This is a genomic window from Cupriavidus alkaliphilus (assembly GCF_014191175.1).
GTDB classification, from domain to species: domain Bacteria; phylum Pseudomonadota; class Gammaproteobacteria; order Burkholderiales; family Burkholderiaceae; genus Cupriavidus; species Cupriavidus alkaliphilus.
This window is the reverse complement of record NZ_JACHWE010000009.1, coordinates 162,697-187,618: the sequence shown is the minus strand read 5'-3', so window position 1 is coordinate 187,618 and position 24,922 is coordinate 162,697. Positions and strand designations below refer to the sequence as shown.

25 protein-coding genes are annotated in these 24,922 nt (G+C 67.9%); 12 read left to right on the top strand and 13 right to left on the bottom strand.

Annotated elements, in window-relative coordinates:
* On the bottom strand, positions 1-1,248 hold the full coding sequence (locus tag FHX60_RS24530; protein ID WP_260164635.1) for an MFS transporter: 1,248 nt from the start codon (positions 1,246-1,248) through the stop codon (positions 1-3).
* Positions 1,249-1,376: 128 nt separating this feature from the next.
* Here FHX60_RS24530 and FHX60_RS24525 point away from each other — a divergent pair, with 128 nt between their 5' ends.
* Positions 1,377-2,249: an AraC family transcriptional regulator gene (locus tag FHX60_RS24525; protein WP_183284917.1), complete on the top strand. Its 873-nt coding sequence runs from the start codon at positions 1,377-1,379 to the stop codon at positions 2,247-2,249.
* 30 nt (positions 2,250-2,279) lie between these two features.
* Here FHX60_RS24525 and FHX60_RS24520 read toward each other — a convergent pair whose 3' ends face one another.
* From FHX60_RS24520 to FHX60_RS24510, 3 genes are all read right to left on the bottom strand, one after another.
* Positions 2,280-3,524, bottom strand: coding sequence for a M20 aminoacylase family protein (locus tag FHX60_RS24520; protein ID WP_183284916.1), 1,245 nt, complete (start codon positions 3,522-3,524; stop codon positions 2,280-2,282).
* A 203-nt stretch (positions 3,525-3,727) separates the two neighbouring features.
* The gene (locus FHX60_RS24515) at positions 3,728-4,576 is read right to left on the bottom strand and encodes a fumarylacetoacetate hydrolase family protein (RefSeq protein WP_183284915.1); all 849 of its coding nucleotides are present in this window, start codon (positions 4,574-4,576) and stop codon (positions 3,728-3,730) included.
* Between the two features lie 35 nt (positions 4,577-4,611).
* Entirely contained in the window at positions 4,612-5,478 is an 867-nt protein-coding gene (locus FHX60_RS24510) for a GntR family transcriptional regulator (protein ID WP_244981403.1), read from the bottom strand.
* 42 nt (positions 5,479-5,520) lie between these two features.
* Here FHX60_RS24510 and FHX60_RS24505 point away from each other — a divergent pair, with 42 nt between their 5' ends.
* The 3 genes from FHX60_RS24505 to gstA all read left to right on the top strand — a co-directional run bounded on the left by FHX60_RS24505 (position 5,521) and on the right by gstA (position 8,410).
* Positions 5,521-6,819, top strand: coding sequence for an MFS transporter (locus FHX60_RS24505; RefSeq protein WP_116330226.1), 1,299 nt, complete (start codon positions 5,521-5,523; stop codon positions 6,817-6,819).
* Positions 6,820-6,916: 97 nt separating this feature from the next.
* Entirely contained in the window at positions 6,917-7,645 is a 729-nt protein-coding gene (locus FHX60_RS24500) for a maleate cis-trans isomerase family protein (RefSeq protein WP_018314317.1), read from the top strand.
* Between the two features lie 138 nt (positions 7,646-7,783).
* Positions 7,784-8,410 (top strand): glutathione transferase GstA, encoded by a 627-nt coding sequence (gene gstA / locus FHX60_RS24495; RefSeq protein ID WP_183284914.1) that lies wholly within the window; start codon positions 7,784-7,786, stop codon positions 8,408-8,410.
* Positions 8,411-8,435: 25 nt separating this feature from the next.
* Here gstA and FHX60_RS24490 read toward each other — a convergent pair whose 3' ends face one another.
* The 6 genes from FHX60_RS24490 to FHX60_RS24465 form a co-directional block, all read right to left on the bottom strand.
* Entirely contained in the window at positions 8,436-9,056 is a 621-nt protein-coding gene (locus tag FHX60_RS24490) for a glutathione peroxidase (RefSeq protein WP_183284913.1), read from the bottom strand.
* A 92-nt stretch (positions 9,057-9,148) separates the two neighbouring features.
* Positions 9,149-10,639 (bottom strand): MDR family MFS transporter, encoded by a 1,491-nt coding sequence (locus FHX60_RS24485; RefSeq protein WP_183284912.1) that lies wholly within the window; start codon positions 10,637-10,639, stop codon positions 9,149-9,151.
* A 357-nt stretch (positions 10,640-10,996) separates the two neighbouring features.
* A complete protein-coding gene (locus FHX60_RS24480; RefSeq protein ID WP_112776069.1) occupies positions 10,997-11,437 on the bottom strand; it encodes a CBS domain-containing protein in 441 nt (146 codons plus the stop codon).
* A gap of 157 nt (positions 11,438-11,594) precedes the next feature.
* On the bottom strand, positions 11,595-13,016 hold the full coding sequence (dbpA, locus tag FHX60_RS24475; protein ID WP_112776068.1) for an ATP-dependent RNA helicase DbpA: 1,422 nt from the start codon (positions 13,014-13,016) through the stop codon (positions 11,595-11,597).
* 22 nt (positions 13,017-13,038) lie between these two features.
* Positions 13,039-13,962: a DUF72 domain-containing protein gene (locus tag FHX60_RS24470; RefSeq protein WP_112776067.1), complete on the bottom strand. Its 924-nt coding sequence runs from the start codon at positions 13,960-13,962 to the stop codon at positions 13,039-13,041.
* A gap of 141 nt (positions 13,963-14,103) precedes the next feature.
* Positions 14,104-15,306, bottom strand: coding sequence for a DUF4382 domain-containing protein (locus FHX60_RS24465; RefSeq protein ID WP_092315284.1), 1,203 nt, complete (start codon positions 15,304-15,306; stop codon positions 14,104-14,106).
* 521 nt (positions 15,307-15,827) lie between these two features.
* Here FHX60_RS24465 and FHX60_RS24460 point away from each other — a divergent pair.
* Positions 15,828-17,627, top strand: a complete 1,800-nt coding sequence (locus FHX60_RS24460; RefSeq protein WP_183284911.1) for a methyl-accepting chemotaxis protein — start codon at positions 15,828-15,830, stop codon at positions 17,625-17,627.
* A gap of 12 nt (positions 17,628-17,639) precedes the next feature.
* On the opposite strand, the gene FHX60_RS24455 is transcribed toward FHX60_RS24460, so the two are convergent.
* The gene (locus FHX60_RS24455) at positions 17,640-18,083 is read right to left on the bottom strand and encodes a helix-turn-helix domain-containing protein (protein ID WP_112776065.1); all 444 of its coding nucleotides are present in this window, start codon (positions 18,081-18,083) and stop codon (positions 17,640-17,642) included.
* A gap of 65 nt (positions 18,084-18,148) precedes the next feature.
* On the opposite strand from FHX60_RS24455, the gene FHX60_RS24450 reads away from it, so the two are divergent.
* The gene (locus tag FHX60_RS24450; protein WP_183284910.1) at positions 18,149-19,042 is read left to right on the top strand and encodes a class I SAM-dependent methyltransferase; all 894 of its coding nucleotides are present in this window, start codon (positions 18,149-18,151) and stop codon (positions 19,040-19,042) included.
* Positions 19,035-19,544 (top strand): DUF2938 domain-containing protein, encoded by a 510-nt coding sequence (locus FHX60_RS24445; protein WP_183284909.1) that lies wholly within the window; start codon positions 19,035-19,037, stop codon positions 19,542-19,544. Before FHX60_RS24450 ends, FHX60_RS24445 begins: the two co-directional genes overlap by 8 nt.
* 30 nt (positions 19,545-19,574) lie before the next feature.
* On the opposite strand, the gene FHX60_RS24440 is transcribed toward FHX60_RS24445, so the two are convergent.
* Both FHX60_RS24440 and FHX60_RS24435 read right to left on the bottom strand, forming a co-directional pair.
* Positions 19,575-20,468, bottom strand: a complete 894-nt coding sequence (locus tag FHX60_RS24440; RefSeq protein WP_183284908.1) for a restriction endonuclease — start codon at positions 20,466-20,468, stop codon at positions 19,575-19,577.
* Positions 20,469-20,588: 120 nt separating this feature from the next.
* Complete coding sequence (locus tag FHX60_RS24435; protein WP_183284907.1) at positions 20,589-20,915, bottom strand: nucleotide pyrophosphohydrolase; 327 nt, start codon at positions 20,913-20,915, stop codon at positions 20,589-20,591.
* Positions 20,916-21,056: 141 nt separating this feature from the next.
* On the opposite strand from FHX60_RS24435, the gene FHX60_RS24430 reads away from it, so the two are divergent.
* From FHX60_RS24430 to FHX60_RS24410, 5 genes are all read left to right on the top strand, one after another.
* Positions 21,057-21,716: a methyltransferase family protein gene (locus FHX60_RS24430; protein WP_183284906.1), complete on the top strand. Its 660-nt coding sequence runs from the start codon at positions 21,057-21,059 to the stop codon at positions 21,714-21,716.
* A 132-nt stretch (positions 21,717-21,848) separates the two neighbouring features.
* Positions 21,849-22,643, top strand: a complete 795-nt coding sequence (locus FHX60_RS24425) for an IclR family transcriptional regulator (RefSeq protein ID WP_183284905.1) — start codon at positions 21,849-21,851, stop codon at positions 22,641-22,643.
* A gap of 78 nt (positions 22,644-22,721) precedes the next feature.
* The gene (locus FHX60_RS24420) at positions 22,722-23,477 is read left to right on the top strand and encodes a glutamine ABC transporter substrate-binding protein (RefSeq protein ID WP_183284904.1); all 756 of its coding nucleotides are present in this window, start codon (positions 22,722-22,724) and stop codon (positions 23,475-23,477) included.
* Positions 23,478-23,495: 18 nt separating this feature from the next.
* Positions 23,496-24,164 (top strand): amino acid ABC transporter permease, encoded by a 669-nt coding sequence (locus FHX60_RS24415; protein WP_112776058.1) that lies wholly within the window; start codon positions 23,496-23,498, stop codon positions 24,162-24,164.
* The gene (locus FHX60_RS24410) at positions 24,161-24,922 is read left to right on the top strand and encodes an amino acid ABC transporter ATP-binding protein (protein ID WP_221210124.1); all 762 of its coding nucleotides are present in this window, start codon (positions 24,161-24,163) and stop codon (positions 24,920-24,922) included. The genes FHX60_RS24415 and FHX60_RS24410 overlap by 4 nt, the downstream gene beginning before the upstream one ends.

The window sequence follows — 24,922 nt, the reverse complement described above, 5'->3', positions numbered from 1 at the left end:
TCAGGCGCGCTGCGGGCCCTCGCGCAGATCCGGCAGGAACACCGTCAGCAAGCCCAGCAGCGGCAGGTAGGCGCAGTACTCGTACACCGCGCGGATGCCGTGCGTATCGGCCATGCCGCCCAGCACCGCGGCGCCGATGCCGCCCATGCCGAAGGCAAAGCCGAAGAACAGGCCCGAGACCATGCCGACCTTGCCGGGAATCAGTTCCTGCGCGAACACCAGGATCGCCGAGAACGCCGAGGCCAGGATAAAGCCGATGATGAAGGTCAGCACCGTGGTCCAGAACAGGCCCACGTGCGGCAGCAGCAGCGTAAACGGCGCCACGCCCAGGATCGAGGCCCAGATCACGCGCTTGCGGCCGATGCGGTCGCCGATCGGGCCGCCCAGGATGGTGCCGGCGGCGACCGCGAACAGGAACAGGAACAGGTGCAGCTGCGCGTCCTGGCGCGCCAGCGAAAAACGCTCCATCAGGTAGAAGGTGTAGTACGAGGTCAGGCTGGCCATGTAGAAGTACTTGGAGAACACCAGCACCATCAGCACCACCATGGCCCGCACCACCACGCGCGTGGCCACCGGCCTGGCCGTGGCGCCGGCCACCTTGCGCTTGCGCGCGCCCTGCGCCAGCTGGCGCGCGTACCAGCCGCCGATGCGCCACAGCACCACGATGCCCACCAGCGCCGCCAGCGAGAACCACGCCAGGCTTGCCTGCTGGTGCACGATCAGCGCGGCCAGCAGCGGGCCCATGGCGCTGCCGCCGTTGCCGCCCACCTGGAAGATCGACTGTGCCAGCCCGTGCTGGCCGCCCGACGCCATGCGCGCCACGCGCGACGACTCCGGGTGGAAGATCGACGAGCCGGTGCCGACCAGCGCCGCGGCCACCAGCAGCACGCCATAGGTAGGCGCGACCGACAGCAACAGCAGGCCGGCCAGCGTAAAGGCCATCGCAACCGCCAGCGAATGCGGCTTGGGATGCTTGTCGGTGTACAGGCCCACCACCGGCTGCAGCAGCGACGCGGTGATCTGGTAGGTCATGGTCAGCAGCCCGATCTGGGTGAAGCTCAGGTTGAAGCCGCCCTTCAGCATCGGATAGATCGCCAGGATCAGCGACTGGATCATGTCGTTGAGGAAGTGGGCGAAGCTGATGGCCGACAGCACGCGGAAACCGGTGCGTTCCGACTGCGGGGACGGGGCCAGGGATGGGGTCGCGGGGGCTGCGCCAGCCGGCGCGGAGTCGATGGTTGTGCTCATTGGCGGCTCTCGACAAACGGAAAGCGGCCAGCGGGGGCGCCGGCCGGGAAAGGATCTGAGCACCGATGCTAGCTGGCGCGCCCACGCCTGTCCTGCGAGAATAGGTCCGCAACCTTGGAGAAAAGGACATGGCGCGCGCCCCCCGCCCTCTTTCCGCCGCGGCGCCCGCCGGCCGTCGGACCGGTCAGGCACTGCCCGATCCCACGCCCGAGACGCTGGCGCTGGGCGATACCTACGGCGATCCGCCGCCCTATTTCCGCTTCGACCGCAGCCCGCTGCCGGTCACCGCGATGGCCGCCGACTACCTGCCGGGTCACGTCACCCAGCCGCACCAGCACCCCCATGCGCAACTGATCCACGCGGTGCACGGGGTGATGGTGGTGGCCACCGCCGATGGCCAGTGGATCGTGCCGCCCACGCGCGGCATGTGGATGCCGGGCGGAACCACGCACTGGATCCGCATGGTGGGCCGGGTGCAGATGCGCACCGCCTATATCCGCCCCGATGCCGCGCCGGATCTGCCGCAGCGCTGCACCGTGCTGGGCATCTCGGCGCTGCTGCGCGAGCTGATCCTGGCCGCGGTGGAGATCGCGCTGCCGTACGCGCCCGACACGCGCGACGCGCGGCTGATGCGGCTGCTGCTCGATGAAGTGATGCTGGTGCCGTCGCTGCCGCTGCACCTGCCGCGCCCGGCCGATGCCAGCCTGCGGCAGATCTGCGACGCCATCGCCGGCGCGCCCGACACCGCGCTGACGCTGGCGGACTGGGGCGCGCGGCTGGGGCTGGATCCCAAGACCATCCAGCGCCGCTTTGCGCGCGAAACCGGCATGACCTTCGGCCAATGGCGCCAGCAGGCGCGCCTGCTGGCCGCGCTGGAAAAACTGGCGGCCGGCAGCAAGGTGGTGGATGTGGCGCTGGACCTGGGCTATGACAGCCCGAGCGCGTTCGCCACCATGTTCCGGCGGCAGTTCGGCGTGCCGCCGAGCGCGTTCTTCCGCTAGGGCAATGCGGGCGCGAGGCGGCAGCCGTGCTCAGTTGCCCAGGTAGCGCTCCACCAGCCGCGTCCAGTAAGCGGCGCCCACGGTCAGGTTGTCGTCGTTGAAGTCATAGCCGGCGTTGTGCAGCAGCGGCTGGTTGGCGCCGTTGCCCAGGCGCACGAAGCAGCCGGGACGCTGCTGCAGGAAGTAGGCAAAGTCCTCGCTGCCGGCGATGCGCGCGGCTTGGTCCACCACCTTGCCGCCGCCGACCAGTTCCTCGGCCACCTGGCGCGCGAACTCGGTCTCGCGCTCGCTGTTGACCAGCACCGGGTAGCCGCGCACGTAATCGATCTCGGCCACCGCGCCATAGCCTTCGGCGTGCGCCGTGGCGAGCTGGCGGATGCGGTGTTCCAGCGCGGCGCGCACTTCGGGGCTGAACGAGCGCACGCTGAGCTCCATGCGCGCGTGGTCGGGGATCACATTGGGCGCGTGGCCGGCGTGCAGCGTGCCGATCGTGACCACCGCGGTTTCGTTCGGGTCGATATAGCGCGACACCACCGACTGCAGCGCCATCACCAGGCTGCCCGCCACCAGGATCGGGTCGACCGACTGGTGCGGCCGCGCGGCGTGGCCGCCCTTGCCGCGGATGGTGATGGTGACGGTGTCGCACGCGGCCATGAACGGGCCCGCGCGGAACAGGAATGTGCCCTGCTCCACGCCCGGATGGTTATGCAGGCCGAAGATGGCATCGCACGGAAAGCGCTCGAACAGCCCGTCGGCCAGCATGCGCTCGGCGCCGCCGCCGGCGCCGACTTCCTCGGCCGGCTGGAAGATCAGGTGCACGGTGCCGTTGAAATTGCGCGTGCGCGCCAGTTGCCGGGCCGCGCCGAGCAGGATCGCGGTATGGCCGTCATGGCCGCACGCGTGCATGCGGCCGGCATTGGCGCTGGCGTACGGCAGCGCGGTGCGCTCATGGATCGGCAAGGCGTCCATGTCGGCGCGGATGCCCACGCTATGGCCGCTCTCGCCACAGCGCAGCGTACCCACCACTCCGGTGCCGCCCACGCCGCGCGTGACCGTGTAGCCCCACCCTTCGAGCAAGGTGGCGACCAGGCCGGCGGTGCGGACCTCTTCAAAGGCAAGTTCGGGATGCTGGTGGATATTGCGCCGGATGGCTTCGAGTTCGGCGCGGCTGTCGAGGGTATCGGCCAGCGCGCAGTATCGGTGCTTCAGCGATGAGGCGGGGGACTGAAGAGTGGCGCCGAGGTAAGACTCGATTTCGGGGGCGTGCTCGGACATGACGTTTTGCTCTCTGGCGAAACCTGTATAACCAGTATTTCACGCAGAAAAGGCGAGCGAAACGTCAGGCCCCGGATTTCCTGTAAAACCATGTAATCGGGCCGCTTTGTGCGCCGGAACTGTTGCCCTAATCGTACGCTTTGTGTGAAAACCAAACGCTTTGTATGAAAGCGTATCGATGGGGAACCCTTCCGGCGGCCGCGTCACCGCTCGCCGTAGGCCACGACCCGCTGCGATTGCTCGCCCAGCCCGTCCACGCCCAGGCGCATGGTGTCGCCGGCCTTCAGGAAGCGCGGCGGCTTGCAGCCCATGCCGACGCCGGGCGGCGTGCCGGTCGCGATCAGGTCGCCCGGCAGCAGCGTCATGAAGCGGCTGACATAGCTCACCAGCGTCGCTACGTCGAACACCATGGTGGCGGTGGTGCCCTGCTGCACGCGCTCGCCGTTGACCTCCAGCCACAGCCCCAGCGCCTGCGGATCCGCCACTTCGTCGCGCGTTACCAGCCACGGGCCGGCCGGGCAGAAGGTGTCGCAGCCCTTGCCCTTGTCCCAGGTGCCGCCGCGCTCGATCTGGAACTCGCGCTCCGAGACATCGTTGACCACGCAGTAGCCGGCCACGTGCTCCAGCGCCAGTTCGCGCGAGACGTTGCGCGCGGTGGTGCCGATGACCACGCCAAGCTCCACTTCCCAGTCGGTCTTGTGCGAGCCGAACGGCAGCATCACCGCGTCGTTGGGGCCATTGAGCGAGCTGTTGGCCTTCAGGAACACGATCGGCTCGGCCGGCAGCGGCATGCCGGCTTCGGCGGCGTGGTCGGCATAGTTCAGGCCAATCGCGACGATCTTGCCGAGTCCGGTCCAGGGCACGCCAAAACGCGCGCCTTCGATGACAGGCAGGGTCTGCGGGTCGACCTGCGCCAGCGCATTCAGCGCGGCCGGCGCCAGCTGCGCCGCATCGACATCGGGGATCACGCCGGACAGGTCGCGCACGCGGCCTGCCTCATCGATCATGCCAGGGCGCTCCGCGCCGGGATTGCCTACTCGAACCAGTTTCATCGTCGTCGTGAGGTGGTGTGTTCTTGGAAGGGGGTTCAGGCGGATTGCTTGAGCGCGCCGTTGCGCGCGTGGCCCTCGGCCAGCGTTTGCGCCACCACGGTCAGCACTTCCCGGGCGGTGTTCTCGGAATGGCTGCGCAGCACCTGGGCCAGCCGCGGCCGGCCGGGTTCGCGCAGCGCGGCCATGATGGCCTCGTGTTCCTCGTGCGACTCCTGCCAGCGCAGGGTATCGGCATTGGCGGCGCCGCGGGCGCGGTGCACCTTGCTCATCAGCGAGGCGTAGACGCTGGCCAGCACCGGGTTGGCGGCACCGTCGATGATGAGCTGGTGGATCTCCTGGTTGATGCGGAAATAGTCGGTGCGCCGGCCAGCGGCATGGGCGTCGATCATGGCCTGGTGGCGCCGCTCCAGCTTGGCCATCGCCGCCGCGCCCAGACGCTGCGCCGCCAGTTCCCCCGCGAGCGCCTCCAGCCCGTGCAGGGTTTCGAAGGTGGCGCGCAGTTCCTCCAGGTCCAGCGGCGCCACGCGGTAGCCGATGTACTGCCGGTGCAGCACCAGCCCCTCGGACACCAGCACCTTCAACGCCTCCCGCAGCGGCGTCTTGGACACATCGAAGGTCTCGCAGAAGGCCCGTTCATCGATGCGCGCGCCGGGCGGCAGTTCGCCCTCTTCGATCATGGTGCGCAGCCGCGCGGCGATTTCGGCCGACATGCCAAGCGTGCGCAAGCGCGCGGAAGGGGAAAGCGTTTGTGTCACAGACGTCACCAAAATGGGGAAATGCACCACAGCAAGGCTACCACACCCCGAAACTGTGCATCCGCAACATCGTAAAATCAACAACTTACACGCGTTGTAATTACAGATTACGTATCCTATACTCCGGCCTGTTGCGCGACACCCCATCAGAACTGCCTCAACCAAAGGACGAAAACAGGAGACGCCGTCATGCAGACGACAACGCGGGCAACAGCGATGACCGAGGCCAAAACCTCGGTGCGCTGGAAGATTTTTTTGATGATGCTGTTTCTCATCGCGATCAACTACATCGATCGCGCCTCGCTGTCGGTGGCCATGCCGCTGATCGCGAAGGAGTTCGACCTCAGCCCCGCCATGCAGGGCCTGATCCTCAGCTCCTTCTTCTGGACCTACGCGCTGATGCAGGTGCCGGGCGGCATGCTGGCCGACAAGTACAAGCCGCGCATCGTGATTGCGTGCGCCACCGTGTTCTGGGGCATTGCCCAGGCCGTGGCGGCCTTCACCACCAACGCCACATCGCTGCTGCTGACCCGGCTGGGGCTGGGCGCGGCGGAGGCGCCGATCTACCCGGCCGGGGGCAAGCTCAATGCGATCTGGATGACGCAGAACGAGCGCGGCCGCGGCGCCACCCTGCTCGACGGCGGAGCGCCGCTGGGCGCGGCACTGGGCGCGATCATCATCACGTGGCTGATCGCCTCGCTCGGCTCGTGGCGCCTGGCCTTTATCGTCGCCGGCGTCGGCACGGTGCTGGCCGGCGTGCTGGCCTGGTACTACGTGCGCAACTCCCCGCGCGAGCACCGCGGCGTCAATGAACTGGAAGCCCGCTACATCGAGGAAGCCCTGGCCAACGAGCACCGCGCCGAGCCGGCCAACCTGTCGGGCCGCTCGCTCGACTTCTTCAAGTACCGCTCGGTGTGGTGCATGGCGATCGGCTGGATGTGCTTCAACACCGTGTTCTACGGCCTGCTGACCTGGATGCCCAACTACCTGAACAAGGTGCACGGCTTCGACATCAAGCAGATGGGCGGCGCCAGCTTCATCATCTTCTTCAGCGGCTTCGTCGGCGAACTGATCGGTGGCTGGATCGCCGACAAATGGAAGGAAGCCGGCGGCCGGCCCAACGTGGTGATGCGCACGCTGTTCGGCATCGCCGCGGTGGTGGCGACGGCGTCGATCTTCTCGGTGGCCTACGTCACCGACCCGGTGGTGGTGGTCGTGCTGCTGTCTTCCACGCTGTTCTTCCTGCGCTGGTGCGGCCTGTTCTGGTGCGTGCCGTCGATGCTGGGCACGCGCAACAAGGTCGGCTTCCTGGGCGGCGTGATGAACCTGGGCGGCAATATCGGCGGCATCTCGGTGCCGATCATCGTCGGCATGATCGTGCAGTTCACCGGCTCGTACTTCCTGGCGCTGATGTTCTTCGCCGCGGCCGGCGTGGGCCTGCTGCTGGCTTCCACCGCGATCGACTACGAGACTAAGATCCCGGTCTGAAGACCCGCCGGATCACCGAGCTCTGCAAGACCAACAAACCCGCGACAGGCGCCGGCAACGTCCCGGCGCCCGCACTCACTCCTGAGACAGAACCACAATGACCAAGCAAATCCGACTCGGCATGCTGACGCCGTCTTCCAACACCGCGCTCGAACCCATCACCAGCGCGATGGTGGCCGGCCTGCCCAATGTCAGCGCCCATTTCTCGCGCTTCACCGTTACCGAGATCTCGCTGCGCGACCAGGCCCTGGGCCAGTTCAACCTCGACAAGATCCTGGCCGCGGCCAGCCTGCTGGCCGACGCGCGCGTCGATGTCATCGCCTGGAACGGCACCTCTTCCGGCTGGCTCGGCTTCGACAAGGACGAAGCGCTGTGCAAACAGATCACCGAAGCCACCGGCATCCCGGCCACCACCTCGGTGCTGGCGCTCAACGAGATCCTGGAAAAGACCGGCGCGCGCAACTTCGGCCTGGCCACACCGTACCTGGACGACGTGCAGCAGCGCATCATCGCCAACTATGAGCGCAGCGGCTTTCATTGCGTGGCCGAGAGCCACCTGGACCTGCACGTGAACTACAGCTTCGCCGAAGTCGAGGAAGACACCATCCGCGAGATGGTGCGCGGCCTGGCGCAGCACCAGCCGCAGGCCATCACCACGTTCTGCACCAACCTGCGCGCCGCGCACCTGGCCGAAGAACTGGAAGCGGAAACCGGCATCCCGCTGTACGACACGATCTCCACGGTGGTGTGGAAGTCGCTGCGCCTGTGCGGCGTGGATACGCGCGAACTGCGGGGCTGGGGCCGCCTGTTCCGCGAAGTCGAGTAAGCCGGGACAGCCATCGTCCTGTGCAGATCTGCAATGCGCGTCCGCAAGGACGCGCATTGCTGCATAAGGGGCCCGATCCTAGACTGCCTGCACGGCCGCCGCATGGCGTGGCGGCCAGGCAACCACCACAGGATCGCGATGAAGCTCTACTACACTCCGGGCGTCTGCTCGATGGCCGTCCATATCGCCCTGCGCGAAGCCGGCCTGCCGGTCACGCTGGCCAGGGTCGACCTGCACACCCACAAGCTGGCCGTGCCCGAGAACGACAGCGACGACTACTACACCATCAACCCGCGTGGCTACGTGCCGCTGCTGCAGCTGGACGACGGCTCGCGCCACACCGAGGTGGCGTCGCTGCTGCAGTACATCGCCGACCTCGTTCCCGAACGCAAGCTGCTGCCCGCGGCCGGCACCCGCGAGCGCCTCGAAGCGACGGGCTGGATCACGCTGGTCTCGACCGAATTGCACAAGGTGTTCAGCCCCTGGCTGTGGCACAAGGAAACCGCGCAAAGCACCCAGGACGAGTGCAAGGCCAGGCTGCAGCGCCGCTTTGCCGAACTCGACCAGCACCTGCAAACCCGCCAGTACCTGACCGGCGACATCTTCACGGTGGCCGACGCGTACTGCTTCACCATCGTCGGCTGGGCGCGCATCCTCAAGCTGCCGCTGAACGACTACCCGGCGCTGCAGCAATACCTGTCGCGCGTGGGCGCGCGGCCCGCCGTGCAGGAAGCGATGCGAGCCGAAGGGCTGGTGCGCGACTAAGCCCGGCCCCACGACGGATCGCTGCTCAGCGCGGCGCGGCGAGCAGCGATTCGATCCTCGCCACCAGTTCCTTGTCGTCCGGCGCGGTGCGGCTGCCGTAGCTGGCCACCACCTTGCCGTCGCGGCCGATGAGGTATTTGTAGAAGTTCCATTTCGGCGCGGTGCCGGTCTGCTTGGCCAGCAGCGCGTACATCGGGTTGGCCTCGCTGCCGCGCACATGCGATTTGCCCAGCATCGGGAACTTGACGCCGTAGGTGTTGTAGCAGAAATCCGCGATCTCTTTCTGCGAGCCCGGCTCCTGCGAGAAGTCGTTGGACGGGAAGCCCAGCACCACCAGCCCCCGCGCGTTGTACTTCGCGTACAGCGCCTCGAGCCCTTCGTACTGCGGCGTGAAACCGCAATAGCTCGCGGTATTGACCACCAGCACCACCTTGCCCGCGTACTGGCAAAGGTTCTGCGGGGCATCGTCCTGCAGGCGCGGGAAGGTGAAATTGAGCGATGCCGGACAGGTGCCAGCGGCGACGGGCGTGGCAGGCTTGTCGGCTGCGCGCAGCGGTGCCGGCAGCAGGGCCGCGCTGGCGGCTGCCAGGGTGAGGGTGGCAGCCAGGGGAACGGACTGGCGGAAAGGCAGGGGGCGACGGCTCATGGCGACGGGGCTCCGGTGGTCGGCTCGCTGGTTCGGGTACGCGTAGTTTACGCCGATGGCGGCCGGCCGGATGCGGCCCGCTTTCCCTCCGGTCAGTCCATCGCCAGCGTGGCGGCGTGCTCGGTGACGCTGCTGCGCAGCTCCACGTCCGGCATGCGGCGCACGATCAGCAGCGCCAACACCGCCGCCGCGGCGCCCACCGCAAAGATCAGGTGGAAGCCGGACTCCACGCCGCCGGCCAGCACGGCGCGCACCGAAGGCGACAGCTGCGCGAAGGCCTCGCTGCCATGGCGCAGCGCGCCCAGGTCCAGCGCCTGCGTGACCCCCGAGGCCGTCAGCGCCTGGCGGAATTCCAGCGTCAGCAGCGTGCCGGCCAGGGCGCCGCCCAGCGCGCTGCCGAGCGAGCGCAGCACCAGCAGCGCGCCGGTGCCGGCACCGGTATCGCGGCGCTCCAGCGCGTTCTGCACGCTCATCAGCGTCGCCACCATGGTGATGCCCAGGCCCACGCCGGCCAGCGTCATCGCCGCCAGCACCACCGCCAGCGGCACGGCCGGGGTCACCAGCGCCAGCACGATCAGGCCCAGCGCGCCAGCGATATAGCCCGCGGTGAGGATGCCGCGCATGCGGCCCACGCGCGGCGCCAGCCACGCCACGATGAAGTTGCCCGCCACCGTCGCCAGCAGGAACGGCATCACCAGCAGGCCGGAGGTCGACGCATCGGCGCCGCGCACCAGCTGGAAGTGCAGGGGCAGGGCGAAGATGCACAGGAAGATGTCGAGCGCGGCCAGCGCCGACGCGGCCACGCCCAGCACATAGGACCGGTTGGCGAACAGGCGCGGCGGCAGCATCGGGTCGGCCGCGCGGCGTTCCTGCCAGGTCAGCAGCAGCACGGCCGCGACCGCGGCCAGCAGCAGGGCGCCCAGCTCGGGCGAGAGCCAGTCATAGATATCGCCGCCCCAGCTCATCGCCAGCAGGAAGGCGACGATGGCCACCGCGAGCAGCAGCGCGCCCAGCCAGTCCACGCGCGCGCGCTCGCCGCGCGCGGGCAGCATGGCCAGGCCGCGGTAGCACATGAACATCGCCAGCAGCCCCAGCGGCACGTTGACCCAGAACAGCCAGCGCCACGACATGTGGTCAGAGACCCAGCCGCCCACCAGCGGCCCGGCGACCGACGCCACCGCCCATACCGTGGCCAGGTAGCCCTGGTAGCGCCCGCGCTGGCGCGGCGCCACCACGTCGGCAATGGCGGCCTGCGCCAGCGACATCAGCCCGCCGCCGCCCACGCCCTGCAGCGCGCGGAACAGGATCAGCTGGCCCAGCGTCTGCGCCAGCGCGCACGCCACCGAGGCACCGATAAACAGCGTGATCGCCACCATCAGCAGGCGCCGCCGGCCGAAGCTGTCGGACAGCTTGCCGTACAACGGCGTCGTCACCGTCGACACGATCAGGTAGGCCGTGACGATCCACGACAGGTGGCCGAAGCCGTTCAGGTCATTGGCAATCGCCGGCACCGCCGGGATCACCACGGTCTGGTCGAGCGCGGCCAGCAGGATGCACAGCACGATGCCGCCAATCACGCGCATGACGGCGCGGTGATCATGGACGGGCAGGGCGTTGGTATTGGCGGAGCCAGGCGAAACTGCGGGTGCGGCGGAAGCGGGCGAAGACATGGGCAAGCACAAGCCGCAGCCATGTGCGGCGAAAGCAACGTCAAATGCGGGGAATCTCGGCCGGGAACCGCGCGAGGGAGGCGTGACGCCGGGGCGGATGGCCTAATTCAGCGAACGCATAATTATATGCGGCCAGCGGATATCGTGCTTGCGGTGGGGGTCGGCGGGCCTGTCAGGACGCGCGCGAAGCAGCTGCCTCGTCTCTCGGGAAGCCGAAGGAAGGCGGCAAGCCGTCCGCGCGCGAGACGGCCTGCTGCGGGCGACAAAGGGCTAGCGACCGCCGCCGGTGATGTAATGCTCCAGCTGCTCGATGATGAACTGCTGTTCCGAGATGATGTCCTTGACCAGGTCGCCGATCGACAGCATGCCGATCAGCTCGTCGCCCTGCATCACCGGCAGGTGGCGCAGCCGGTGCCGGGTCATCAGCGCCATGCATTCGTCGGTGGTCTGGTTGGCGCTGACGTAGATGACCGCATTGGTCATGATGTCGCGCACCAGCGTCTCGCGCGAGGTGCGCTGCATCAGGATCACCTTGCGCGCGTAGTCGCGCTCGCTGAGGATGCCCTTGATCTCGCCATGCTCGATGACCAGCAGCGCACCGATGCCTTTCTCGGCCATCAGCTGCAGCGCGGCGTAGACGGACGCCGTGGGGGGAATGCTGTAGATGGCCTGACTCGGCTTGGACTCCAGAACCTGGCGTGCGGTTTTCATCACCAACTCCTTTTCCGTCGAGAAAACATGCGGCTGGCGCTACCTGGCTTGCTGCCAATGGAACCAGAGTAGCAAAGGAATGCGCGGGCTTACAGGGTGACTTACGCTAATCTTTGTAAGCAAGGGTGTGACGCTCGCACTGCTGGCGACACCCCAACTACTCGGTCAGCATCCGCACCTTCACCTTCTTGCCCTTGACCTTGCCGGCGTTGAGCCGCTTCACCGCCTCGCGCCCGATGCTGCGTTCCACGGCGATATAGGTCGACATTTCCAGCACGTTGATCTTGCCGATCTGCTCCTTGGCAAAGCCCGCCTCGCCGGTCAGCGCGCCCAGGATGTCGCCGGGACGGATCTTCTCCTTGCGGCCGCCCAGCATCTGCAGCGTCACCATCGGCGGCAGCAGGCGCTCGGCGCTGGCGGGGGTCAGCTCGGCCAGCGGATGCCATTCGAATTCGCCGCCGTGGTGCTGCTCCAGGTTGCCCACGCGCCCCATCTCGTCCATGCTCACCAGGCTGAAGGCCCAGCCCTCCTGGTCGGCACGGCCGGTGCGGCCGATGCGGTGCACATGCACTTCCGGATCGGGCGTGATCTCGACATTGATCACCGCCTCGAGCTGGGCGATATCGAGCCCGCGCGCGGCCACGTCGGTGGCCACCAGCACCGAGCAGCTGCGGTTGGCAAACTGCACCAGCACCTGGTCGCGCTCGCGCTGCTCCAGTTCGCCATGCAGCGCCAGCGCCTGGTAGCCCTGCGCGCGCAGCAGCTCCACCAGTTCGCGGCAGCGCGCCTTGGTATTGCAGAAGGCCAGCGTGCTGGCCGGGCGGAAGTGGTCCAGCAGCCGCCCCACGGCGTTCAGGCGCTCGCTCTCTTCCACTTCGTAGAAGCGCTGGCGGATGGTGCTGTTGTCATGCGTGGCCTCCAGCTTGAGCGACTGCGGATTGCGCAGGAAGCGGTGGCTGAGCTTGTCGATGCCGGGCGGGTAGGTCGCGGAAAACAGCAGCGTCTGGCGCTCCTTCGGGCACCGGCTGACCACATAGGCGATATCGTCGAAGAAACCCATGTCGAGCATGCGGTCGGCCTCGTCCAGCACCAGCGTATTGATGGCGGACAGGTCCAGGCTGCCGCGGTCGAGGTGGTCCAGGATGCGGCCCGGCGTGCCGACCACGATATGCGCACCGTGGATCAGGCTGTCGACCTGCGGGCGCATCGGCGAGCCGCCGCACAGCGTCAGCACCTTGACGTTCTCTTCGGCGCGCGCCAGGCGGCGGATTTCCTGCGTGACCTGGTCGGCCAGCTCGCGCGTGGGACACAGCACCATGGCCTGCACGTCGAAGCGGCGCGGATCGAGCCGGTGCAGCAGCGCCAGCCCGAACGCCGCGGTCTTGCCGCTGCCGGTCTTGGCCTGCGCCACCAGGTCATGCCCCGCCAATGTGATCGGCAGGCTGGCCGCCTGGATCGGCGTCATTTCGTCATAGCCGAGCTGCGCCAGCGTGGCGAGCATGGCGGGCGACAAGGGCAGGGTGGAGAAAGCGGCGCCGGCTTGCGGCTGCGGGTGTGCTTGCACAGGGGTCGAGTTCATGCGGGATTATAGCGATCCGGCGTCAGGCATCCGCAGCGGCGGGCGGCGTCCAGCCCAGCCGCTCCAGCAACGCCTGCGCGGCGGCCGGCGCGCGTTCCTTGGCACCGTTGATGAAAAAGAGAAAGACCTCGCGCTTGCGTGCCGCCGGCTGGCGGTCTTCGAGCATCGGCAGGTCTTCCGGCTGCGCGCCCTGCGCCCACGACCGCGCGCGTGCGGCCCATTGGTCGAGCGCCTTCGGACCATAGCCGGTCTTCAGCTTCTCGCTGCTTTCCATCAGCCGCGCGTAGACAAAATCGGCGGTCAGGTCCGCCATCGACGGAAACCTGGGCGAATCCGTAAAGACCGTGGCGGCCTTGTATTTCCGGGCGAGCTTCAGGTAATCGGGCGAGCGGAAGCTGTCGTGGCGCACCTCCAGCACGTGGCGCAGCGTCACGCCTTCCACGGATGCCGGCAGCAATTGCAGGAAGGCCTCGAAGTCGTCCGCATCGAACTGCTTGGTGGGCGCGAACTGCCACACCACCGGCCCCAGCTTGCGGCCCAGCTCGGCAATGCCGCTGTCGATAAAGCGCGCGATCGACTCGCCGGACTCCGCCAGCACGCGGCGATTGGTGGCAAAACGCGAGGCCTTTACCGCAAAGACAAAGTCATCGGGGGTCTCGTCGCGCCATTTGGCAAACGACGTGCGCTTCTGCGTGCCGTGATACGTGCTGTTGATTTCGATCGCGCTGAGGTGCCGGCTGGCGTAGGCCAGTTCGCGCGCCTGCGGCAGTTTGGCGGGATAGAAGTTGTCGCGCCACGGCGCGTAATTCCAGCCGCCGATACCGACGCGCACCAGCCCGGCCGCCGTGGCGGCCTTGCGCGATGGCGTGCCCGATTTGGTCCTGGATGCGGCCGCAGCGGGTGCGGCAGGCGTGGATGCGGCCTTCGCCGCGGGGCGTGCTGGCATGGCGCGGTCTCCCGAATCGCGAGACTGGCAGTCTAGCGGGAATCCGAGCCAGGCGGGTGAGGGCGTCGCTAAACCGAGCGCCCATGAAAAAACCGGAAGAGGGCAATGCCCCCTTCCGGCCCGCTCCCCGATCCCCCGGGTTCAGAACGAGAAATTGAGCAGCACGTCCGCGATGTTGACGTCCGCGGGCTGCGTCTGCACGGCACCGGTGATGCTGGTGGCCTGGATGCTGTACTTGCCTGCCGCGGCGCCATCCGGCGACAGCGGGATCGGCAGCGCGGCCTGGTAGGTGCCGATCACCGGCGCGGCCACCGGCAGCGCGGGCTCGGTCGCAAACAGGCTGTAGGCGCCGGTATCGCTGGCCGCCGCGGTCGCGGCGATTTCAAAGGTGCCGCCGTTGACCAGCTGCAGCGCGCGCAGCGTGGCTTCGGCCGAAGCCGGCGCCACCACGCCCGAGACGCGGCGATAGGTCGATGCCGGCAGCGTCATCGGCGCCGCGGCGGTCGAGATCGCCGTGGGCGTACCCACCACCACCGGCACGCCGCGCACGATGCCCGCCGCCTTGGCGTTGGCCGCACCCGGCACCACCACCACGTCGACCGGACCGGCCGTGCTGCTTTGCTCGATCGGCGACAGGCGGAAGCTGCCGTTGGCGTCCGCCACGGTCGACTTCACCACCACGCCGTTGCGCTCGGCATAGACGCGCGCACCCGGGGCCGCGGCCACCACGCCGTTGACTTCGCCGCTGACGGTCATCGGGATCGCGGTCACCACCGGCTTCAGGCCATAGGTGCCATTGCCGCGCGTCACCACCGACTTGCACGCGTCGAAGTCCAGCACCAGGTCGGTCAGCGTGTCGCGCGCCACCGTGAACGGACGATTGATCTTGATGCCCGACTGCACCGCGCTGGGCGTGTCGAGCGGCTGCTCGGCGCCACCCACGGGCACCACCGAATTGGCCAGGGCCGAGGCACCGCTGCCGCGGTTGGCATCCAGCACCAGGCGCACCTGCTGGTAATCGCCGGCCGGCAGCGCGGTCTGGCCCAGCACCGTCATCACGCCGTTGGTCAGCGACAGCAGGTCGATCCTGCGCGCGGGCACGACGTCGATATCGACCCAGCCCCCGGCGCTGGCCTCGGCGCTGGCGCTGCTGTGCACGCGCACCTTGTTGACGGTCACGAAGACATTGTTGAAACCGCAGGCCGGCGCATCGGTCATCGATACCTGCAGCGTGCCGCGCCCGGGGCCGTCGTCGCCGCCGCCACCGCCGCAAGCGGCCAGCGCAAGCACGCCGCTCAGGGCCAGCAGGCGCAACGGCGCAGAAGTATTAGAAAGGACTGACACGGTAGTTTCTCCGTATTGTTGTTTGTGGGGTGATCGGAGCTTATGTTGCGGTTCGCATAACCGTTGTAAATCTTTGTAATACGTTGTGAAAAAGTCCGCGCCTTGTCTGCATGAGCGGTCATGGTTGCTACCGGAGGGTACAAGGGCGATGACCAGCCGGTTTCCATGCAATGCGGCATCGGGTCTGCTGCGGCCGGCCCGTTGCAGGGACGCAGGGACCCGGCGCTGCCATTGCGCCGCAACGTGACGCTTATTGCGTTGCACTGCCAGCGCCGGAGAGGCTGCGTCCGGACGCCCGGGTTTCGTCCCGTGTATCGGTGAGCATCGCCGCGTCCAGCCCGCCCAGGCGCCGGCTCGCGCACGAATTCACTGCATTGTTTCGTCAACGTCTGCGTACTGCGGGCGATATGCATCACATCGCTCAAGTCGTCAGGCCGCGCACCGTATACAGCGGGGTGGAAATCCCACGCTGCAGCTTGCTGCAAACACCCCCAACGATTCCTTACGAAGGATTCCCCTTGATGTTCACTACCATCCGCGCGCGGATCGTGGCCCTGTGCGTCGCCATCGTGGTCGCCGCGCTCGCCATCAACACGGCACTGAACCAGTTCGTTGCCAATCGCTATAACGAAGACGCCATCGACGGCAGCCTCGCCGCCGTGCAGAGCGGACACGCCAGCGCCATCGTCGACTGGGTGGCCTCGCACAGCCGGATGATCGAGTCGCTGCAGGACGCCGTGCTGCAGCCCGAACCCGATGCTGCGCTCAGGCAGATCGCCCAGGCCGGCGGCTTCACCAATGTGTACGTCGGCTACGCCGACAAGACCGCGAAGTTTTCCAACCCGCAGGGCATCCCGCCCGGCTACGACCCCACCGGCCGCCCGTGGTACCGGCAAGCCACCGCGGCCGGCAAACCCGTGGTCACGCCGCCTTATGTCGATGCCGGCACCGGCAAGCTGGTGGTGGCGTTTGCCGCGCCGGTGGTGCGCGACGGTGCGGTGCAGGCCGTGGTGTCCGGGGATGTGGCGATGGATACCGTGATCGCCAACGTCAAGGCGATCCACCCATCGCCGGCCAGCTTCGGCATGCTGGTGGCCAGGAACGGCGACATCGTCGCCCACACCGACGACAAGCTCACGCTCAAGCCCGTCACGGACCTGGTGCCCGCGCTGAGCGCCGACAAGCTGGCCGCTTTAGCCGGCGCGAAGACGCCGCTGGAAGTCGAAGTCGGCGGCAGCGCCAAGCTGCTGGGTGCGCGCGCCATCCCGGGCACCGACTGGATGGTCATCGTCGCGCTCGACAAGGCCGAGGCCACCGCCGGCATGCGCTCGGTGCTGATCGCGTCAGTGATCGCGCTGGTGCTGATCGCCGGCGTGGCCGCCGCGGTGGTGTGGGGCGTGGCGACGATGTCGCTGCGCGGCCTGTCCACCGTGCGCGACGCCATGGATGCGATCGGCTCCGGCGACGGCGACCTGACCCAGCGCCTGCCCGCCGACGGCAACGACGAGGTCGCGCAGATCGCGCGCGCCTTCAACACCTTCGCCGACAAGCTCTGCACCATCATGCGCCAGATCCGCGACGCCAGCGAATCGGTGCGCGCCGCGTCCGACGAAATCGCCGCCGGCAACATGGACCTGTCGCGCCGCACCGAGTCCGCCGCCGCCAGCCTGCAGCAGACCGCCGCGTCGATGGAAGAGATCACCGCCACCGTGGGCAAGTCGGCCAGTTCGGCGCAGCACGCCAACGACTCCGTCGCCGCCGCCTCGCGCGTGGCCGCCGACGGCGGCGTGGTGATCGGCGAAGTGATCAGCACCATGGGCCAGATCGAGACCGCGTCGGTCAAGGTGTCGGACATCATCGGCGTGATCGAGGGCATCGCCTTCCAGACCAACATCCTGGCGCTCAACGCCGCCGTCGAAGCCGCGCGCGCCGGCGACCAGGGCCGGGGCTTCGCCGTGGTCGCCGGCGAAGTGCGCGCGCTGGCCCAGCGCAGCGCCCAGGCCGCGCGCGAGATCAAGACCCTGATCGAAACCACCGTGGGCAGCGTCGCCTCGGGCTCCGACCAGGTTCGCCGCGCCGGCGACACCATGGGCGAGATCGTCGGCAACGTCTCGAAAGTGACCGGCATTATTAACGAGATCACTCACGCAGCGATGGAACAGACCCGCGGCATTCAAGAGGTGAATATGGCGGTGAGCCAGCTGGACCAGATGGTGCAGCAGAACGCGGCGCTGGTGGAGCAGTCGACCGCGGCGGCCGCGGCGCTGCAGGCGCAGGCCGGCAGCCTTGCGGGGGCGGTGGGCCAGTTCAGGCTGGGCTGAAATCCCCGGCAGTCATCGCGCCCTGGCGGGCGGCACGGGCGGATGCTCGCGCCGCCCGCCGATCGCCCCGGTGCTCGCCGCCCGCACGATCCTGCGGAAGGTCGGGCACTCCATATGGCTTGGCGCCGGGCACACCGCCGCGTGCCGCAGCCCGTCGCGCATTGCCGTCAGCTTGCGGATGGTCCGGTCCAGCTCGTCGGCCTTGGCGGCCAGCATCTGCCGGTCGATGCGAGGCTGGCCCTGCGGCGAGAACATCCGCGCAATGTCGTCCAGCGAGAAGCCGGCGGCCCGCCCCAGCGCGATCAGCGCCAGCCGCTCCAGCACGCCCGCATCGAACACGCGCCGCATCCCGCGCCGGCCGATCGACGCGATCAGTCCCTTTTCCTCGTAATACCGCAGCGTCGAGGCCGGCACGCCGGCCTGCCGGGCCACCTCCGCAATATCCAGGCTTTTCACGTCTTGACCTCAAGTCCACTTGAACTGGCACAGTGTAGCTTCCAGCCAAGCAAGGGGATAAGACCATGGGTGAACAACGGCAAACCAGCGGCAACGGCGGCGAGCAGGCCGCACTGTGGAACGGCGCCTCCGGCCAGGCCTGGGTCGAACACCAGGGCCTGCTGGACAACATGTTCCGGCCTCTGGAAGCGCAACTGGTCCAGGCCGCCGGCAACGCCGCGGCGCAGCGCATCCTCGACGTGGGCTGCGGCACCGGCAGCACCACGCTGGCGCTGGCGCGGCGCCTCGGTGTGACAGGGCACTGCACCGGCATCGATATTTCCGCGCCGATGCTCGCCGCCGCGCGCTCCCGCGCCCAACGCGAAGGCATCGACGCAAGCTTTGTCCACGCCGATGCGCAGGAGCACGCCTTTGCCCCGGCCAGCTTCGACCTGATCGTCTCGCGCCTGGGCGTGATGTTCTTCGACGATCCGGTGCGCGCCTTCGCCAACCTGCGCTGGGCCGCGACGTCCGACGCCAGGCTGCACTGCATCGCCTGGCGCAGCGCCGCCGAGAACCCCTTCATGACCACCGCCGAGCGCGCCGCCGCCCCGCTGCTGCCCGGGCTGCCGCCACGGCGACCCGGTGCGCCCGGGCAGTTCGCCTTTGGCGACCGCGAGCGCGTGCTGTCGATCCTGCAGGCGAGCGGCTGGGACGATATCGACATCGTCCCGACCGATGTCACCTGCACCCTGCCGGAGCCGGCCTTGGCGGGCTACCTGTCCCGGCTGGGCCCGGTCGGGCTGGCGCTGCAAGGCGCCGACGCCACCACGCGCGAGCGCGTCATCGACACCGTGCGCGCCGCATTCGCGCCCTACATGCATGGCGACACCGTGCGCTACACCGCGGCCTGCTGGACCATCACGGCCCGCGCGACCGCGGCCGCTTCGCCCATTGCCCGGGACCGGGACCATGCCTGAAGTCACCACCGCGATGCTGCTCCACGCTGCGGTGATCGGCACCGGCGCCACGCTGGTCATGGACGCCTGGGCCATCCTGCGCCAACGGCTGCTCGGCGTGCCCGCGTTGAACTATGGCCTGGTCGGGCGCTGGCTCGGCTGGCTGCCGCGCGGACGTTTCCGCCATCACCCCATCGCGGCCACGCCACCGGTGCGCGGCGAGCAGGCCATCGGCTGGATCGCCCATTACCTGACCGGCATCGCGTTTGCGGGAATATTGCTGGCCTTATGGGGTCTCGACTGGACACGCCGGCCGACGCTGGCACCGGCGCTGATCGTCGGCCTCGGCAGCGTCGCCGCGCCCTTCCTGCTGATGCAGCCCGCGATGGGCGCCGGCATCGCGGCCAGCCGCACGCCAAGGCCGAACGTGGCGCGGGTGCATAGCCTGGTGACGCATGCGGTGTTCGGGCTGGGGTTGTATGGGGCGGGTCGGGTGACAAGCCTGGCGACTAACTCGCTCTGATCAGCGCACAGCTAAGCTCGTTGCCGACCGTCAGAGACCCCGCACACCACGGCATTTCGGAAAGGTGGCGCAGCCCCAAAAGGGATTGCCAGCATTCGCCCCCTGTTTTGCGATGCGCCGGATCATGGCAGCGCCGCAGCGCGGGCACTCCGGTGCAACGCCTGACGGCGTGGGCTCCGGCCGGGGCGCCTGTGTGGCGGGTGCGGGCGTACTCGCAGGAGCAGACGGCCTGGCGGTGTGATCGACCGGCGCTGCCGCGCGAACGCGCTTGACCAGTGCGATCAGTGCTGCGCCGTCGATCAGTTCGATGTTCCGTCCCGATGCGAAAGCCCGGGCATCGGCTGTGAACTGCCCCGACGTCACAACGTACCCCTGCGCCGCACCTTGCGCGGCCATCACACCATACAACTCGCGTACCACCGTGACGGGAACCTTGTAGGCGCGCCATTGCTTGCACTGAACCAGCGCCAGTTCGTTTCCCTTCCTGAGTCGCAAGTCGATCCCGCCGTCCGCTCCGCCGCCTCCGGTCTCCGCGACGGCATATCCGCGCATCCGGAACACCTCGCCGACCAGCTGCTCGAAATCCCGCCAGGTCATCTGACGCAACGCGTCGCCAGACCTGGACGCCGCTACGCCGCGGACCAGATCTTGCCGCTTGCGGCGTCCCAGCCAGGAAGCCAGCGCGCCTGCCAGCAATATCAACGGGACAATGTACTGGCCGTATGTCGACAGTGCCTTGACCATCTGCGACACAACCATCTGTCCCATCTGCCCCGGCGCGGCATTGACCGGAATTTCAGCCACGGCATAGCGATGCAATACAACGTAGGCAAAGACCGCTGCCGTTACGCCGACCCACCATGGCAGTGCCGCGGCAATGCCATACAGATCCTCGAATACGCTCGATTGCTTCCTGCGACCCATGTTGACCCTCGTCGTTCTTTGTTCTTATCAGACCGAAGGATGCCGCCGGGAATAGAGGATGTCGTCCCTGCGCACGCGGGGGTAGCGGCAGGTCGCTGGTGCAGCAGCGTTATCGCATCTTTACTCCGGCACCGGATACTTCCTCGCATTCATCTCCATCTTCGCCCGCACCGCCGCGTCCAGGTCCACCCCGAGCGCCGTCACCAGCTGGGTCAGATAGATGGTGATATCCGCAAGCTCCTGCTCCACATGCTCGCGCTTGGGCGTGGCCATGACGGCGCGCGATTCGTCCTCGGTCTGCCACTGGAAGATCTCGACCAGTTCGGAGACCTCGACGCTCAGTGCCATCGCCAGGTTCTTGGGGCTGTGGTATTTGCCCCAGTGACGGGCTTCGCCGAAGTCGTAGGCGGCTTGCTGCAGGTTCTTGATATCGATCAGGGACGTCATGGTGTGGCGATAGGGTTAGCCGCGTGCGGGGAGCCGGCGGGCGCGAGACGCAGATTTAAGCATGCCCGGCCCGCCCTCGACATCCTTGCCGGCCCAGGCTTACCCTTCGCTTGTGCATCCACCGTCGCAACGGAGGTCTCCATGCGCCCGACTCCTGGCATGGCGCTCGCCACGCTGGCCGGCACGACCGCCTACCTGGCCATCGCCATCGCCGGCTGGGGCGGCATCGCGCCCTTCTTCGCGCACCCGGCACGCGTGGCGCTGGCCGTGGTGCTGTTCGCCCTGGCCGCCGCCGCGCTCTTTTCCGGGGGCAACCTCAGCAGTGGCATGCGCGAGGACCGCGGCAACCGCTGGGTGCTGGCCGTGTTCGGCGTGCTCGGATTGCTGGCGGCGTACCTGCCGCCCTTTACCGACCGCATCGGCGCCTGGACCATCGATGGCGACACCATGCGCTGGATCGGCGTGGCGCTGTTCGCCGGCGGCGGCGTGCTGCGGCTGTGGCCCGTGTTTGTGCTGGGGCGGCGCTTCAGCGGGCTGGTGGCGATCCAGCCCGGGCACACGCTGGTCACTACCGGCGTCTACGGCGTGATCCGGCACCCCAGCTACCTCGGCCTCCTGATCAGTACGCTGGGATGGGTACTGGCCTTTCGCTCCGGCGTGGGCGTGGTGCTGACGCTGCTGATGGTGCCGGCGCTGCTGGCGCGCATCCGGGCGGAAGAGGCGCTGCTGCGCGACCAGTTTCCCGATGCGTACGCGTCGTACTGCGCCAGGACGTGGCGCCTGCTGCCGGGGATCTACTGATCGAGGAAGCGGCGCCCCGGGCACCTGCGCGATGAATTTCCCGCTCACCAAGGGTTATCCCTAGGCAAGCATTCCCATTTTCCGGGACTGGCAGTTTTGATTTCCGGGAATCCGGTCCTATTCTTGGGCCCCATGTTGAATGCAGTCGACCCCACCATCGCCCCCCCGCCTGCGGCGACCACGCCGGCCGAATCCGCCCAGCCCGCGGGCGGCGCCGATCGCGTGCTGTTCGTGCTGGCCGCGCTGGCGCAACACGGCGCCCCGATCACGGTGCGCGAGCTGGTGGCCAGGACCGGCCTGCCCAAGAGCACGCTCTACCGCCAGCTGATGCTGCTCAAGCGCTGGGGCTTCGTGCTCGAGTCCGACGGCGAATACGCGCCGGGCCCGATCAGCCTGCAGCTCGCCCTCGGTTTCGACATGGCCTCGCACCTCGCCCGCGAAGCCTTGCCGGATATGCGCCTGCTGGCGCAGCAGTCCGATGAAAGCGTCGGGCTGGTGGTGGCGGTCAAGGATCACGCGGTGTGCCTGGAGATGGTGGAGAGCCGCCAGTCGCTGCGCTGCTCGTTCGAGAAAGGCCGCGGCGTGCCGCTGCGCGCGGGCGCGTCGGCCAAGTCGCTGCTGGCCTTCATGCGCGACGAGGCGCGCGAGCGCCTGGTGCGCGCGCAGTGCGAGCCGGCCGAAGCGGAACAGCTGCTGCAGGAACTCGCCGCCATTCGCGACACCGGCTATGCCGTCAGCGAAGGCGAAGTGGATCCGGGCGTGTGGGGCGTGAGCGCGCCGCTGTTCTCGCGCCGCGCCAAGGCCGACGCGCTGGGCTCCATCACCCTGATGGTGCCGGCCACGCGCCGGCAAGGGCGCGAAGGCGCGCTGATCGACATGACCGTGGCGGCAGCCATGCGGATTTCCGCGCGGCTGCAGTCTTACTGAAACCCAAGCAACCGTTACCGCCGTGCGCAGCCCCGCGCGACGGCAGATTTCCTGTTCCCGGAAAAAAAGGAGACCCCCATGAACCTTCGTCGCAAATGCCTGATCGCCGCCGTTTCGGCCGTGGCCGGACTGACCCTCGGCACCGCCGCGCATGCGCAGGACAGCAACGTGCTGCGCGTGGCCACCGACGCCACCTTCCCGCCGATGGAATTCATCGAGAACGGCAAGCGCACCGGCTTTGACGTGGAGCTGGTGGAGGCCATGGCCAAGACCATGGGCAAGCAGGTGGAATGGACCAACATCGACTTCAAGGGCCTGATCCCGGGCCTGGTCTCGCGCCGCTTCGACATGGCGGTGTCCGGCATCTACATCACCCCCGAGCGCCGCAAGGTGGTCGACTTTACCGAGCCGTACTACACCGGCGGCCTGGTGGCGCTGGTCAAAAGCGGCAACAACACCATCAACAAGCCGGACGACCTGAACGGCAAGAAGGTCAGCGTGCAGGTGGGGACCAAGTCGGTCAGCTTCCTGCGCGACACGTATCCGCAGGTGCAGCGCGTGGAAGTGGAGAAGAACCAGGAAATGTTCAACCTGGTCGAGATCGGCCGTGCCGACGCCGCCGTGACCGGCAAGCCGGCCGCGATGCAATACGTCAAGACCCGCGGCGGCCTGCGCATGGTGGAGCAGCAACTGACCACCGAGGAATACGGCATGGCCGTGCGCAAGGACACGCCCGAGCTGACGCGCGCGCTGAACGCCGCGCTGGCCAAGGTCAAGGCCGACGGCACCTACGCCAAGCTGACCCAGAAGTGGTTCGGCACCGCCGCCAAGTAAGCCACGCGGACCGACATCATGGAACTGGATTTTTCTCCCGTCTTCGCCGGGTGGCCTGACATCCTCCACGGCGCCGTCATCACCGTGCAGGTGACGGCGTGCGCGCTGGTGCTGGGCTGCGTGATGGGGCTGCTGGTCGGCATCGGCCGGCTGGACCCGAAGCGCCGCATCATCTACAGCATCTGCACCGCCTATGTCACCTTCATCCGCGGCACGCCGTTGCTGGTGCAGCTGTTCCTGCTGTTCTTCGGGCTGCCGCAGTTCAACATCCTGCTGCCTGCCTTTGTGTGCGGCGTGATCGGACTGGGCATCTATTCCGGCGCCTACGTCTCCGAGATCGTGCGCGGCGCGATCCAGTCGGTGGACAAGGGCCAGATGGAAGCCGCGCGCTCGATCGGCATGTCGTCGGGGCAGGCCATGCGCGCAATCATCCTGCCGCAGGCCATCGTGCGCATGATCCCGCCGCTGGGCAACGAGTTCATCGCCTTGATCAAGAACTCGGCGCTGGTGTCGCTGCTGACCATCGCCGACCTGATGCATGAGGGCCAGAAGATCATCAGCGTGTCGTACCGCTCGCTGGAGGTCTACCTGGCGATCGCGCTGGTGTATCTGATCCTGACAAGCGCGGCCGGGCTGATCCTGCGCCGCGCAGAACAACGGCTGCGCATGGGAGGCATGGTGCAATGAGCGATTCCGCAATCCTCCGGATCCGCAACCTGGGCAAATCGTTCGGCAGCCACACGGTGTTGCGCGGCATCGACTTCGACGTGGAGCCGTCGCAGGTGGTGGTGGTGATCGGCCCGAGCGGCTCGGGCAAGAGCACCTTCCTGCGCTGCTGCAACGGACTGGAGCAGCCCGAGGCCGGCACCATCGACATCGTCGGCAAGCGCCTGGTGACCGACGGCCAGCTGATCGGCGAGCAGGAACTGAACCAGCTGCGTACCGAAGTGGGCATGGTGTTCCAGTCGTTCAACCTGTTCCCGCACCTGTCGGTGCTGCACAACGTCACGGTGGGGCCGCGCATGCTGCGCGGCGCCTCGCGCGAGGACGCCGAGCGCAAGGCGGTCAGCCTGCTCGAGAAAGTCGGCCTGGCGCACAAGGCTCACGCCATGCCGGCCAGCCTGTCCGGCGGCCAGAAGCAGCGCGTCGCCATCGCCCGCGCGCTGGCCATGGAGCCACGCGTGATGCTGTTCGACGAACCGACCTCCGCGCTGGACCCGGAGCTGGTGGGCGAAGTGCTGCAGGTGATGAAGCTGCTGGCCGCCGAAGGCATGACCATGGTCGTGGTCACCCATGAAATGGGCTTTGCCCGTGAAGTCGCCGACGTGGTGGTCGTCATGGATGGCGGCGGCATCATCGAAGCGGGACCGCCGTCGGTCATTTTCTCCGCGCCGACGCAGGAACGCACGCGCGGCTTCCTGCAGGCCGTGCTGACGCGGGCGTGA